Here is a 12,455-nt window from a genome sequence, read left to right as displayed (position 1 = left end):
GAGCACCCCATGCAGATCTCCGCCGTGCGCGAAGCACTCGCCGAAGCGGCCCGCGCGGTCGTCCTTCCCGCCGGTATCCCGAAGCTCACCTGCTCCGGCTACGTCCCGGACGCGGCCATCGCCCCACACTTCTTCGTCTCCGAGTACGAGCAGGACTTCGACAAGGTCATGCATCGTGGCCTGGACGAAGTCGTCTTCACCACCCGGATTCTGGTCGGCCGCGCTGACGACCAGGCGGCTCAGCGACTCCTGGACTCGATGCTGTCCGGCTCCGGCCCCGCCTCTCTCAAGGCCGCGATCGAGGTGGCGCGCGGGGGACCCGGCGAGTACGCCCTTGGGGGCCTCGCCCACGACCTGCATGTGATGCGTGTGCAGGGCTACCGCTGGTACGAGCACGCCGGGTCCACGTACGTCGGCGCCGAGCTGATGATCAAGGTCATCGGAGAAGGGGGCTGACGTGCGTATCCGCATGCTGGTCCAGATGCCCGAGGGCGCCGCCCGCAACGGCGAGCCCTGGCCCGCCAAGGGCGAGACCGCCGACCTCCCCACAGCTGAGGCCGCGCACCTGATCGCCTCGGGGATCGCCGAGGAAGCCGACGACGTCCAGGCGCTCGCCGAGCCGCGTGTCCGACGCCGCAAGACCGCCGAGGGCGAGGGGGAGCCGACGTGAGCAAGACGGTTCTGCTGAACGTGCGGACGTTCGCCGCCGGCGCCGACCTCACCAGCGCCTCGAACAAGATCGAGCTGAGTGCGGAGGTCGAGGACAAGGACGCGACCAACTACGCCTCGCAGGGCTGGAAGGAAATCCTCGGCGGCCTCGGCTCCGCCGAGCTCTCCGGTGAGGGACAGTGGGAAGCGGGCGACCCGAGCCGGGTCGACGACGCGTCCTGGGCCCACCTCGGGACGGTCGTCCCCTGGTCGGTCAGCGCCAACAACGGCGCGGCCGTCGGGGATGTGGCCTATCTCCTCGCCGCGCTGCGCTCGGACTACAAGCTGTTCGACGCGGTCGGCGAGGTCGCCCCCTGGACCGGCACCGGCAAGTCGTCCTCGCCTCTGGTGCGGGGGCAGTTCGCGCATCCTCCGGGGACTGCTCGTACGGCGACCGGCACAGGCACCGGGCTCCAGCTCGGCGCCGTCCCCGCCGGCCGCCGCCTGCACGCCGCCCTCCACGTCCTCTCGGCGGCCGGGACCACCCCGTCCCTCACCGCGCGCGTCGAGTCCGCGCCGGACAACACCTTCGCGGCGCCGACCACCCGCCTCACCTTCACCCCGGCGACCGCGTCCGGCGGGCAGATCCTGCGCACCGACGGGACCGCGATCACCGACACGTGGTGGCGGATCGCATGGACGATCACCGGCACCACGCCGTCGTTCCTTTTCGTCGGCACCCTCGGCATCGGCCAGTAGCCGCTTCCCCACCGTCAGCCCGGCCCGCTCCAGGGCCGTCCCTCACGCCCTGGAAAGGGGCCCTGCCATGCCCAAGATGGTCCTGCTCGCCCAGTACCTGTCGATCAACGGGAACGTCCTCAACGACTCCACCAAGAAGGCGGAGGTGAGCGTCGAGGTCGAGGACAAGGACGTCACGACCTACGCCAGCCTCGGCTGGAAGGAAGTCCTCGGCGGCCTCAAGTCGGGTGAACTCGGCTGTGAGTTTCTCCAGGACTTCGCGGCCACCAAGCTCGACTCGATCATGTGGCCGCTGCTCGGCCAGGTCGTCCCCTTCGAGGTGCGCGCCGACCAAGGCGCGGTGTCGACGTCGAACCCCAAGTACACCGGCAACGTGCTGATCAAGAGCTGGAACCCGATCGAGGGCAGCGTCGGGGACGAGGCCACGGTCGGCGTCTCGTTCCCCACGTCAGGGGCCGTGGCGAGGGCGACGGTCTGATGGCCGGCGGGGGTCCGCCGTTCGCTCTCGGGATCGAGACGCACGAGGGCCTGGCCGCGCTCACCCGGGCGATCCGCGCCGAGGAGGACGGCAAGCAGCTCCGCAAGGAACTCGCGCGGGACATGCGCGACGCGCTCAAGCCCGGCGCCGCCGAAGCGAAGAGCAGCGTGATGTCGATCGCGTCGGCGGGCCTGCCCACCGCCCCCGCCCTGCGCTCGTCGGTCGCGAAGAAGATCCGCCCCGAGGTCAAGCTCGGCGGGCGCTGGTCCGGCGCCAGGGTGAAGGCGTTCAAGACGCGCAACGTCCGCAACTTCCCCAACGCCCCCAAGCGGTTGAACAGGGCGGGCGGCTGGCGGCACCCGGTGTACGGGAACCGCGAGGTGTGGGTGCAGCAGCACGGCAAGGTCGACTGGTTCGACCGCGCCTTCGAGGGCCGCACAGGTCAGTACAGGGCGGCCGTCGAAGCCGCGATGGAGAACATGGCCCGGCGCATCGCGCAGCGAGCCGGATAGGAGACAGGCGTGTTCCTGGTCTACACCCCCGAGGGAAGCAGCGAGCCGAAGCGGTGGCGCTACAACCCGCGCAAGATCATGAGCGTGGAGCGGGAGAACATCGAGCGGCTCACCGGCCGCAACTGGGCGGCGTTCACGAAGGAGGTCGTCGAGGGATCGTCGCTGTGCCGGCGTGCCCTGCTGTACACGCTCCTGAAGCGGGAGCACCCGCCGCTGAAGTTCGACGACGTCGACTTCGCCTGGGACGAACTGGAGCTGGCGTACTCCCGGGGCGAGCTGGTCCAGATGCGTGAGGCCGCCGCCGACAGTGCCCCGGCGGACATGCGGGCGGCGGTGCTGGCCCGGATCGACGAGCAGATCGCCGAGGCGTTCGACGACCCGGAGGAAGAGGGAAAAGCCCGTCCGCCGATCGCCGACTGAGGCAGCTCGGCAACGCCGCACACCTCCTGCACGTCCGGCCCTGGGAGTGGGAGCGGCTCACGGCCGAGGAGACCGACGCGCTGCTGGGCTGGCTCGACGCCTACGAGGACGCCCACACCAAGGCAGCAGAACAACTAAACGCAAGGGGCCGCTAGCCCCCTGACCGTCAGGGGGCAGTGGTGGGCGACACGTCGCTGGTCTTCAACCTCGTCGCACGCGACCGCACCGCGCAGGGCCTGTCGAGCGCGCGGGAACGCTTCGACGCGGCGGCCACCGGGATCGGGGCGGGCGCGGGACTCGCACTCGGCGCGAGCCTGATGCAGAGCATCAGCATCGACCAGGCCAACAGCAAGCTCGCCGCCCAGCTCGGCCTCACCCAGGCCGAGTCGGAGCGCATCGGGAAGGTCGCCGGCGGCCTGTACGCGGACGCGTACGGCGACTCGATGGAACAGGTCAACACTGCCGTCGGGTCGGTCATGTCGTCCATCAAGGGCATGTCGAACGCCTCCAGCACCGACCTGGAGGGCGTCACCCAGAAAGCCCTGAACTTCGCGTCGACCTTCGACATCGAGGTCGACCGGGCGGTGCAGTCGGTCGGCACGCTCATCAACTCCGGGCTCGCGACGGACGCGACGCAGGCGTTCGACCTGATCACGGCCGCCTCGCAGAAGGTGCCCGCGTCCCTGCGCGAGGACGTCCTCGACGCCTCGGACGAGTACGCCCAGTTCTTCCGCACCCTCGGCTACGGCGGCGAGGAGGCGTTCTCGGTCCTGGTCGAGGCGTCCGCGAAGGGGACGTTCGGGATCGACAAGGCCGGGGACGCGATCAAGGAGTTCACGCTCCTGTCGACGGACATGTCGGCGAACTCCCAGGCCGCGTACAAGACGATCGGGCTGGACGCGCACACGATGGCGAACGCCATCCTCGCGGGCGGCACCTCGGCGCAGGGCGCCACACAGAAGATCATCGACGGCCTCCTCGGCATCAAGGACCCCGCGACCCAGGCGAACACCGCCATCGCGCTGTTCGGTACGCCGCTGGAGGACATGAACGTCCAGGACATCCCCGCCTTCCTCCAGTCCCTGAAAGGGGCGGGCGAGGGCATGGACGACTTCGCGGGCGCGTCGAAGCGCTCGGGGGACGCGCTGCGGGACAACGCAGGTACGGCGCTGGAGGAGTTCAAGCGCAAGGCCATGGGCCAGCTCACCGAGGTGACCGGCGCCTTCGTGGCGTTCGCGATGGACAACAAAGCCGTCGTCGAACCGCTCGCCTACGTGCTGGCGGGCCTGGCCGTGACGGTGCTCGTCGTCAAGGGCGCGATGATCGCCTACTCGGCGATCGCCTCCGTCGTCTCGGGCGCGCACGCCCTGATGACGTCCTCAACGTGGGGTGTGGTCGGCGGCTGGATCCGCATGAACGCGGTCGGCCTCGGCGTGTACGCGAGGATCGCGGCCGGGGCGGTCGTGTCCGGGGTGACGACCGCCGCCGCGTGGACCGGTTCGGCGCTCGTCTCGATCGGGACCTGGGCGCTCGCCGTGCTCAGGGCGGGTGCCACGGCGGCCGTGCAGTTCGCCCTGATGGCAGCGCGGGCGATCGCCTGGGCGACGGTCATGGCCGCGCAGTGGCTGATCGCGATGGGCCCTATCGGCTGGATCATCCTCGGCGTCGCCGCCCTGGTCGCCGGGATCGTCGTCTACTGGGACCAGATCAAGTCCTTCACCCTCGCCGCCTGGACCTGGATCGTCGGCAAGCTGGTCTGGGCGAAGGACATGATGATCAGCGCCTTCCTCAACTTCACTCTCATCGGGCTGCTGATCCAGCACTGGTCATCCATCAAGAACACGGCCGTCTCGTGGTGGAACGCCACCGTGGCATGGGTCAAGGGCGTGCCCGGCCGGATCTACAGCCTCTGGCTCAACTGGAGCCTGCCGGGGCTGATCGTCAAACACTGGTCGTCGATCAAGACGGGCACCGTGAACAAGGCCACCGAGATGCTGAACTGGGTACGCGGCATCCCCGGCCGGATCACCTCCGCCCTCGGCAGCCTCGGCGGCCTGCTGAAGAACTCGGGCATGTCCCTGATCCAGGGCTTCATCAACGGCATCCTCTCCAAGCTCTCATCCGTGAAGAACGCCGCCTCCCGCGTCGTCTCCGCAGCCCGCGACTTCTTCCCCTTCTCCCCCGCGAAGGAAGGCCCGTTCGCCGGCCGCGGCTACACCCTCTACTCCGGCCGCGCCCTGATCGACGGGTTTCGTGCGGGCATCGACGACGGGCTCCCCGCCCTGCATGCCCAGCTCGACCAGATCGGCGGCACGAACGGCCTGGCCGCGCAGGCCGTCCAGGCCGCCCCGCTCACAGCCGGGATGGCGCCCGTCCTGGGCGCCGGCGCGGCGGGCGGCGTCGTCCGTGTCCTCTTCGACTTCAAGGGCGCCGAAGGGGACTTCACGCGCATGATCCGCAAGACCGTCCGGGTCGACGGCCGCGGCAACGTGCAGACCGCGTTCGGCCGGTAGGCCAGGAAGGAGACACCCCGGTGACGTTCCCCGTGGCCGTGCTGGACGTGCGGATCGATCTGCTGGTGGGCGGGGTGTGGCAGGACGTCACCGCCGACGTCTACACCCGCAACCCCATGAGCATCACGCGCGGGCGCCCCGACGAGGGCGCCCGCACCGACCCCGGCAAACTCGGCCTGACCTTCAACAACGGCCGCAGCAAGGTCAACCCGGCCGTGTCCGGCCGCTACAGTTCGGGCAACCCCACCTCGGACCTGTACGGGCTGATCGGCCGCAACACGCCCGTACGCGTCCACGTGCCCGCCGCCTCGGCGCACCTGGCGCTCGACGGGGACCCGGCCGGGTACATGTCCACCCCGCACGCCGCCGCCCTCAACATCACCTCGGACATCGACGTGCGGGTGGAGTGGGACGCGGACACGACCGACACCGCCCGCAACCAGCAGCTCATCGGCAAGTGGTCGAGCACGGCCACCGAGCGGGCCTGGGTGCTGCGCTACTGGCTGGGCTCGATCGAGTTCGGATGGCGGGATGCCGGCGGCGCGACGCTGGGCGCGGTCATGCCCGCGGGCCTCTACGGCGGTGGCGCACTGCGCGCCACCCTGGACGTCGACGACGGCGCCGGCGGCCTCGCCGTCCGCTTCTACCAGGCCGACACCATCACCGGCCCGTGGACGCAGATCGCGGTGACGACCGCCGCCGTCACGACGAGCATCCAGTCGACCAGCAGCAGCGACCTGCGGATCGGCCCCAGCGACCCGACCGTCACCCCGCCCCGCGTACCGGTCATTGGGACCGTGACCCGCGCCCAGGTGAGGGCCGGGATCGACGGGACCCTCGTCGCCGACCTCGACGTCCGCGCCCTCGACGACGGCGCGGCCGGTGTCACCGACAGCGCGGGCCGGGTGTGGACCGTCAACGGCACCGCCCGCATCCGCAAGCGCGCGGACCGGTTCGTCGGCGAGATCTCCTCCTGGCCACCGCGCTGGGACGTCTCCGGCAACGACCGGTGGGTGTCCGTCGAGGCGGCCGGTGTCCTGCGCCGCTACGGCCGCCCCGGCTCCCCCCTTGACTCCACCCTCCGCCGCCGCATCCCCTCGGGGAACCCGCTCGCGTACTGGCCGATGGAGGAAGGCGCCCTCGCGACGCAGGCGTACAGCCCGATCCCCGGCGTCAGCCCGATGCGCGTGACCGGGCTGACGTTCGCGAGCGCGGACACGCTGCCCGGGTCGTCAGCGCTGCCGGTCCTCGGACAGTCGGCCACCCTCCAGGCCACCGTGCCCTCCAGCAGCGCGACCGGCTGGCACGTCGAGATGGTCTACCGGCTGGACACCCTGCCCGCCAGCCTCCAGCAGATCGCCCGCGTCCGCGTCACCGGCGCCGGCATGGCCTCCACCGTCGTCCTCGCCTCCTCCAGCGGCATCCGCATCGAGCTCCGCGACACGGACGACGCCGCGATCATCGGGTTCACCTTCACCACCGCCGAGGCCATCGCCGCGTTCGCCGGAGCCTGGAACCGCCTCCAGATCTACACCAGCGTCTCGGGCGGAACCACGTTCGTCCACGCGGCGTGGCGCAACATCCTCACCAGCTCCTACTGGGTCGCCCAGACCTCCTACACCGGCACCCCCGGCCGCCCCACCCAGATCATCGGCTCCTGGGGCAGCGCCTACCAGGGCATGGCGATCGGTCACCTCGCCGTATGGACCGGCGTCGCCGCCAGCCTCGCCTCCCCCTTCCGCGCCGCGATCACCACCTACGAGTCCGCCGACGACGGGTTCATCGGGGAGGCCGCAGGCCGGCGCATGGTGCGCCTGGCCGGGGAGGAGAACATCCCCCTCAGCGTGCGGGGGATCGTCGCCGAGCAGGAGGAGATGGGCGCCCAGCGCACGCTCCAGATGCTGGAGGTCCTGGAGCAGGCCGCCGACACCGACGGCGGCATCCTGATGGAGCACCGGGGCCGCCTCGCCCTGCGCTACCGGGGCCGGGGCACCCTCTACAACCAGGCCCCCGCCGTGACCCTGCGCTACAGCACGGCCCGGGAGATCGCGCCCCCGCTGGAGCCGGTCACCGACGACGCCGACACGACCAACGACGTCACCGTCACCCGCATCGACGGCAGCTCGGCCCGCGTCGTCCAGGACACCGGGCCCCTCTCGGTCACGGAGATCGGCCGCTACGACACCAGCGTCCAACTCTCGATGGCCGCCGACGACCAGGCCGCGCCGATCGCCGGATGGCGCCTGTACCTCGGCACGCAGGACGTCCCCCGCTACCCGGTCGTGCACGTCGACCTGGCCGCCGCCCCGCACCTCATCCCCGCCGTGCTGGGCATCGACCAGGGCGACGTCATCCGCCTCACCGGCCTGCCCTCCGATCTCCCGCCCGGCGACGTCGACCTCATCGTCCAGGGCTACACCGAGACCCTCGACCAGTACGCGTGGGACCTCTTTTTCACCTGCACGCCGGCCGCGCCCTGGTCGTCGGTCGGCGCGCTGGCCGTCGACGAGAACTTCGAGGACACCACCTACGAGATCCCGTACACGAACGGCGGCAACCTGCCGTGGCTGCGGACCAACGCGCAGGCGCACACCGGGACCTGGTCCCTGCGATCCGGGGCGATCACCCACAACCAGACCTCGGACGCCATCGTCGCGGTCCCGGCCGGGATGACGGAGATGCGCGTCTGGTACTGGACGAGCAGCGAGGCGGCGGGGGCCGGGTTCCTCGGAGACCGGCTGATCATCCTCGTCGATGGCGTCCAGGTCCTCACCGCACAGGGCACGACCCCGTGGACCCAGGCCATCGTCAACGTCACCGGACGATCGCAGGTCATCTTCCGGTACGCGAAGGACAACAGCACCTCCACCGGATCGGACATGGCCGCGATCGACAACCTGTCCTTCACCGGGCCGCCGTGCCGCATCGACACCGACGGCAGCACCCTCGCCGTCGGCGTCACCGCGACCGCGACCACGCTGTCCGTCGCCGGACCCCTGTGGATCACGTCCGCGGTCTACCCGCAGGAGTTCCCGCTCGACGCCCGCCTCGGCGGGGAAGTCGTGCGGGTCACCGCCATCAGCGGCGCCTCCAGCCCACAGACCTGGACCGTCGTCCGCAGCATCAACGGCATCGTCAAGACCCAGGCGGCGGGCGAGGCCGTGAGCCTGGCCGTCCCCGCGTACACCGCCCTGTAGGAGGTCTCCATGCCCTCGTGGCTTCCCGGGATGCGGATCACCGCCGACCGGATCACCGTCAGCTCCGCCCAGGCCGAGGACACCACCCTGGGGCGCACCACCGCCTCCACCACCTACACCGACGCCAGCGGCGGAGCCTTCTCCGCCTCGGTCGTCGTCCCCATGTCGGGCATCGTGATGGTGTCCATCCGCTCCACCCAGCGCAACAGCGGCTCCCTCAACACCATCACCTCCTGGCAGGGCGTGGGGTCCGTCTCCGGCACCGTCTACAGCCCCAACGACAACGCAGCGTTGATCTGGGCCGGTGGCGGAACCACCAACCTCTCCCTCGGCCTGCGCTACCGGCTGTCCGGGCTCACTCCCGGCGAAACCCTGACCGTCACCACCAAGCACCGCGTCAGCGGCGCCAGCACCGCGACCTTCGACCACCGCTCCATCCAGCTCGAAGGCGCCCCCGCCTGATCGGAGAACCCATGCCCATCGTCGTACCCCGCTACGAGTCCATGCAGTACACGGGCACCAACGGCCCCGACGTCCTCGCATGGCTGTGCGGCACCGTCGACCTCGTGAGCGACGACGGAGTCGAGCTGGTCGTCAACTTCATAGGGTCGCGCCGCCACATCCCCGTCGGTGGATGGGTCATCGCGAGCGGCGGCGGGAACGACACCTTCCGCAGCTTCGCCGGCGAATTCTCCACCGCCGACTACACCAACAACTGGCTGGAACTCCCGGCCTGACCCACTCCGCTCTGTCTGCCCCGTGCCGATCGGCCCGGGGTTTTTCTGTGCCCCGAGGAGTCCGATGAAGCTCGTCACGCGCGCCCAACTGGGCTGGCCCGCTTCGGCTGCGCCGACCCAGACGTCCACGAAGGGCGTCAAGGTCCACTACGAGGGAACCGACGTGAGCACGCGCCTGCTCTCCGACCACGACGCCTGCATCGCCGAGTGGAAGGCGATACGGGTCAGCCACCTCAACAACAAGAAGGAGAACTACTCCGACGTCGCGTACAACTACGCGGCCTGCCCCCACGGATACCTGCTCGAAGGACGCGGGATCGGTCGGCGTACGGGGGCCAACGGCAACCAGACGCTGAACCGCGCGCACTACGCGATCGTCGGGCTCGTCGGCAACGAGGGCCTGACCGAGCCGACGGACGCGATGCTGGGCGCGATACGCGACGGCATCGAGTTGCTGCGCCAGCACGGCGCCGGGACCGAGATCCGGGGTCACCGCGACGGTTACGCCACCGACTGCCCCGGCGGCCCCCTCTATGCGTGGGTGCAGCGCGGCGCTCCCCGGCCGGGCGGTACTGCCCAGCCTCCGCCGACGTCTACGGCGCCGCCGTTCCCCGGCCGCCAGTACTTCGTCCTCGGTGCGCACAACGACTTCGCGCTCCAGCTCCAGCAGTGGCTGGCGGCGGCCGGCTGGGGCCCGGCGTACAAGGTCGGCCCCAACCGCACGATGACGCAGCTCGACCTCGACAAGGTCGCCGCGCTCCAGCGGCACTACCTGTCCGCGCTCGGCCCCGCCGACGGCCTGACCGGACCCAAGACCTGGCAGTACGCGTACGAGGTCGCCAACGGCCTCCGGAAGAAGTGAGGAACCCAGTGAAGATCTCCAGCACCGCGAAGTCCATCGTCGGCGGACTGGCCGCCGGTTCCGCCGCCGCGGCCACCGCCGTGCAGGACGGCACCCTCACCACCGGGGAGGGCGTGACGATCGTCCTCGCCATCCTCTCCGCCTGGGGCATCGTCTGGGCCGTGCCCAACCGGCAGTCCACGGACGTCCGATGACGACCCCCGACCCGGGGGTGTACGTCAGCTCGGCGGAGATGTACCGGGAGTTGAGAGCCCTGGGGGACGGAGTGACCCGGGTCGAGACGAAACTCGACCACATCGGCCAGGGGCTCACGGAGCTCGGGAAGGACGTCGCGGATCACGAGACCCGCATCCGGAGTCTGGAGCGGGCGCGCTGGCCGCTGCCCACGATCGGCGCCCTCGCGGGCGTGGCCGGCGCAGCCAGCGGGGCGTTCTCACTCCTCGCACGATGACTGCGGCCCTCACTGCCTTCGGGCGGTGGGGGCCGCTTTCGTGTGTCCAGCCTGAGGTTGCCGACAGCGGCAAGATCACCAGGTCACCGCCAGGGGTCGGGACTGACGCGTACCCTTTGAGCCGCAGGGGTTCGGCCGGAGCGAAACCCTTCAGCTCGGCGTGGGCTGCTGCCCGTAGACGGCCATCCACCGGTCGCCGCGCATGACGATGTCCGCGGTCTCGACGGCGCGGCCGGTGGCCTGGTCGTAGTACGTGCGCTCGACCGCCAGCACCGGCCCCGGCGGTGTCATCCCGAGGGCCTGCGCTTCCTGCCGGGTCGCGGTCCGGGCGCGGACCTTCTCCACAGGCTCGCCGACCTCGATGGAGATGACCCGCATCCGGGCGGCGACGCCGACGCCGGCATACGGGCCGACCTCGGGCAGCGCGATCAGCGACGTCCCGGTGAGGTCGAGGGGTTCCCACGACTCGGCGAGCTGCACGGGCTGGTCGTCGGCGAGGTACACGTACGAGGTGTGCATGACCGCGGCCCCGGCCTCGATGCCCAGGCGTGCGGCGACGGTGTCCGTGGCGGGAGCTGTCGCGGACTCGTGCCGCCACGTTCCCACCGCGCCCTGCTCGGCGACGCCCTCGGCGAACGGGCTGTCCTCGGAGCGGCGTCGGTGGCGGCGCACGAGGAGGTCGGGGGTGTCGGTGGAGCGGACGTAGTGGCCGGCGCCGTGCCGGGAGACGACGAGGCCCTCGTCGACGAGGAGCTTGTACGCGGCCGTCGCGATGGAGTTGCTGCCGCCGTACTGGGCGGAGATCTCGGCGACGGACGGCAGGCGGGCGCCGGGCGGGAGTTCGCCGGATTCGATGCGGGCGCGGAGGTTGTCAGCGACTTGCAGGTACCGGGGCGTTTCGGCCGTCACCGTCCGCCTCCCTTCTGTGTGACTTGCGTGACACAGTAGCCACCCTCTCGCTACTCTCGTACGAGAGTGATTCTCTCGCATGAGAGCGGGTTTTTGTCGTGCCGATCAGCCTGCGCGCAGCCGCCTTGCGCACCGCCCTGGAGCGCGCCGCCGACGAGCCCGCGCGCCTGCTCGCCACCCCGCACGGCATACGCGTGTACGTCACCGCCCCCACCGACCCGGCCGCCTGGGGCCGCACCATCGCCGCCCTCAACTCGGCCGACGGCTGGGGCAGCACCGACTCCTCCGGCCGGACCGAGGTCTGGGCCCAGATCGACGACGAGGTGAACGAGTGAACAGCCGGACCCGGCCTCAGATCTACGGCTACTGCTCCTGGCACAAGGCGTTCGCCTACGGCGTGCGCGTCATCCACATCGCACGCCGAGGGCCGGGCGCCTTCGTCCTGTACGCGTGCGGCCACTGCCGCGACCTCTATGGCCTCACCCCGCAGGCGGACCGGCCGTGAAGCACAAGCTCCCGGATGCCGCCAGTCTCCCGCGCGACCGCTACTCGGGCTGGGCGTGCGTCTGGTGCGGCGTACGCTTCCCGCTTCACGTCCTGGCTGTTCCCGCTGGCCGCGCCCAGGGCCGCATAGCCCGCATAGATCTCAGCACTGACGTGTACCAGTGCCCGCCCGGCTTCGGCTGCGCGATCAACGAACTCGAAGGAGACCACCAGTGACGTCCGTCCAGATCCCGTCCGAACCGTTCGGCTCCCAGAAGCCTCAGCCCGTCCCCAACCCCAATCCGGACTGCGCCCGGTGCGGCGAACTCGCCCAGGAGCGCGCCGAGGCCGCCAAGGCCCGCGACCTCTCGCGGGTCACGGACTGCAACGTCCGCATCGCCACCCACGCCACCGGCCACAACGGCACCCCCTCGAACCACCGCTCCCCGGACTGACGCCGATCGGACCGGAGAGCGGGCCCCGCCC

At 70.7% G+C, this 12,455-nt stretch carries 18 protein-coding genes; 17 read left to right on the top strand and 1 reads right to left on the bottom strand.

All coding sequences use genetic code 11. The annotated features are described in order from the left end of the window. Positions 1–9 precede the first annotated feature (9 nt). The 13 genes from AOK24_RS07520 (at position 10) to AOK24_RS07460 (ending at position 10,577) form a co-directional block, all read left to right on the top strand. Positions 10–456: a hypothetical protein gene (locus tag AOK24_RS07520; protein ID WP_055719261.1), complete on the top strand. Its 447-nt coding sequence runs from the start codon at positions 10–12 to the stop codon at positions 454–456. A gap of 1 nt (position 457) precedes the next feature. Then, positions 458–670, top strand: coding sequence for a hypothetical protein (locus tag AOK24_RS07515; RefSeq protein ID WP_055719260.1), 213 nt, complete (start codon positions 458–460; stop codon positions 668–670). Then, positions 667–1,407: a hypothetical protein gene (locus tag AOK24_RS07510; protein WP_010361279.1), complete on the top strand. Its 741-nt coding sequence runs from the start codon at positions 667–669 to the stop codon at positions 1,405–1,407. Before AOK24_RS07515 ends, AOK24_RS07510 begins: the two co-directional genes overlap by 4 nt. A gap of 67 nt (positions 1,408–1,474) precedes the next feature. Beyond that, on the top strand, positions 1,475–1,885 hold the full coding sequence (locus AOK24_RS07505) for a phage tail tube protein (protein WP_055719259.1): 411 nt from the start codon (positions 1,475–1,477) through the stop codon (positions 1,883–1,885). Then, a complete protein-coding gene (locus AOK24_RS07500) occupies positions 1,885–2,397 on the top strand; it encodes a hypothetical protein (RefSeq protein ID WP_055719258.1) in 513 nt (170 codons plus the stop codon). The genes AOK24_RS07505 and AOK24_RS07500 overlap by 1 nt, the downstream gene beginning before the upstream one ends. 9 nt (positions 2,398–2,406) lie before the next feature. Next, a complete protein-coding gene (locus AOK24_RS07495; protein WP_055719257.1) occupies positions 2,407–2,817 on the top strand; it encodes a hypothetical protein in 411 nt (136 codons plus the stop codon). A 179-nt stretch (positions 2,818–2,996) separates the two neighbouring features. Beyond that, positions 2,997–5,330: a phage tail tape measure protein gene (locus tag AOK24_RS48355; RefSeq protein ID WP_055719256.1), complete on the top strand. Its 2,334-nt coding sequence runs from the start codon at positions 2,997–2,999 to the stop codon at positions 5,328–5,330. 20 nt (positions 5,331–5,350) lie between these two features. Then, a complete protein-coding gene (locus AOK24_RS07485) occupies positions 5,351–8,527 on the top strand; it encodes a hypothetical protein (protein ID WP_055719255.1) in 3,177 nt (1,058 codons plus the stop codon). A 9-nt stretch (positions 8,528–8,536) separates the two neighbouring features. Then, positions 8,537–8,989 carry a hypothetical protein gene (locus AOK24_RS07480; RefSeq protein WP_055719254.1) on the top strand — a complete coding sequence of 151 codons (453 nt, stop codon included), beginning with the start codon at positions 8,537–8,539 and terminating at the stop codon, positions 8,987–8,989. An 11-nt stretch (positions 8,990–9,000) separates the two neighbouring features. After that, the gene (locus AOK24_RS07475; protein WP_055719253.1) at positions 9,001–9,264 is read left to right on the top strand and encodes a hypothetical protein; all 264 of its coding nucleotides are present in this window, start codon (positions 9,001–9,003) and stop codon (positions 9,262–9,264) included. A gap of 64 nt (positions 9,265–9,328) precedes the next feature. Further along, positions 9,329–10,126, top strand: coding sequence for a peptidoglycan recognition protein family protein (locus AOK24_RS50340; RefSeq protein WP_055719252.1), 798 nt, complete (start codon positions 9,329–9,331; stop codon positions 10,124–10,126). An 8-nt stretch (positions 10,127–10,134) separates the two neighbouring features. Next, the gene (locus tag AOK24_RS07465; protein ID WP_055719251.1) at positions 10,135–10,320 is read left to right on the top strand and encodes a hypothetical protein; all 186 of its coding nucleotides are present in this window, start codon (positions 10,135–10,137) and stop codon (positions 10,318–10,320) included. Next, on the top strand, positions 10,317–10,577 hold the full coding sequence (locus tag AOK24_RS07460) for a hypothetical protein (RefSeq protein ID WP_010361040.1): 261 nt from the start codon (positions 10,317–10,319) through the stop codon (positions 10,575–10,577). Before AOK24_RS07465 ends, AOK24_RS07460 begins: the two co-directional genes overlap by 4 nt. Before the next feature lie 150 nt (positions 10,578–10,727). Here the strand turns inward: AOK24_RS07460 and AOK24_RS07455 are convergent, their stop codons facing one another. Continuing rightward, positions 10,728–11,486: a GntR family transcriptional regulator gene (locus AOK24_RS07455; protein WP_055719250.1), complete on the bottom strand. Its 759-nt coding sequence runs from the start codon at positions 11,484–11,486 to the stop codon at positions 10,728–10,730. Positions 11,487–11,584: 98 nt separating this feature from the next. Here AOK24_RS07455 and AOK24_RS07450 point away from each other — a divergent pair, with 98 nt between their 5' ends. Genes AOK24_RS07450 through AOK24_RS07445 form a run of 4 tightly spaced genes read left to right on the top strand, consistent with a single transcriptional unit; the run spans position 11,585 to position 12,424 of the window. Then, positions 11,585–11,821 (top strand): hypothetical protein, encoded by a 237-nt coding sequence (locus AOK24_RS07450; RefSeq protein WP_010361038.1) that lies wholly within the window; start codon positions 11,585–11,587, stop codon positions 11,819–11,821. Continuing rightward, positions 11,818–11,991, top strand: a complete 174-nt coding sequence (locus AOK24_RS49155) for a hypothetical protein (RefSeq protein WP_167376814.1) — start codon at positions 11,818–11,820, stop codon at positions 11,989–11,991. Before AOK24_RS07450 ends, AOK24_RS49155 begins: the two co-directional genes overlap by 4 nt. After that, positions 11,988–12,206 (top strand): hypothetical protein, encoded by a 219-nt coding sequence (locus tag AOK24_RS45495; RefSeq protein WP_079056707.1) that lies wholly within the window; start codon positions 11,988–11,990, stop codon positions 12,204–12,206. The genes AOK24_RS49155 and AOK24_RS45495 overlap by 4 nt, the downstream gene beginning before the upstream one ends. After that, entirely contained in the window at positions 12,203–12,424 is a 222-nt protein-coding gene (locus AOK24_RS07445) for a hypothetical protein (RefSeq protein WP_240553714.1), read from the top strand. Before AOK24_RS45495 ends, AOK24_RS07445 begins: the two co-directional genes overlap by 4 nt. Positions 12,425–12,455: the final 31 nt, after the last annotated feature.

Source organism: Streptomyces niveiscabiei, from assembly GCF_001419795.1.
Lineage (GTDB): Bacteria > Actinomycetota > Actinomycetes > Streptomycetales > Streptomycetaceae > Streptomyces > Streptomyces niveiscabiei.
The sequence above is the reverse complement of the archived record's forward strand: the minus strand, read 5'-3'. Positions and strand labels throughout refer to the sequence as shown.

Coding starts and splice junctions, on each gene's coding strand:
- AOK24_RS07520 (WP_055719261.1), top strand. CDS start 10: ATGCAGATCTCCGCCGTGCGCGAAGCACTCGCCGAAGCGGCCCGCGCG.
- AOK24_RS50340 (WP_055719252.1), top strand. CDS start 9,329: ATGAAGCTCGTCACGCGCGCCCAACTGGGCTGGCCCGCTTCGGCTGCG.
- AOK24_RS07460 (WP_010361040.1), top strand. CDS start 10,317: ATGACGACCCCCGACCCGGGGGTGTACGTCAGCTCGGCGGAGATGTAC.
- AOK24_RS07505 (WP_055719259.1), top strand. CDS start 1,475: ATGCCCAAGATGGTCCTGCTCGCCCAGTACCTGTCGATCAACGGGAAC.
- AOK24_RS07480 (WP_055719254.1), top strand. CDS start 8,537: ATGCCCTCGTGGCTTCCCGGGATGCGGATCACCGCCGACCGGATCACC.
- AOK24_RS07475 (WP_055719253.1), top strand. CDS start 9,001: ATGCCCATCGTCGTACCCCGCTACGAGTCCATGCAGTACACGGGCACC.
- AOK24_RS07500 (WP_055719258.1), top strand. CDS start 1,885: ATGGCCGGCGGGGGTCCGCCGTTCGCTCTCGGGATCGAGACGCACGAG.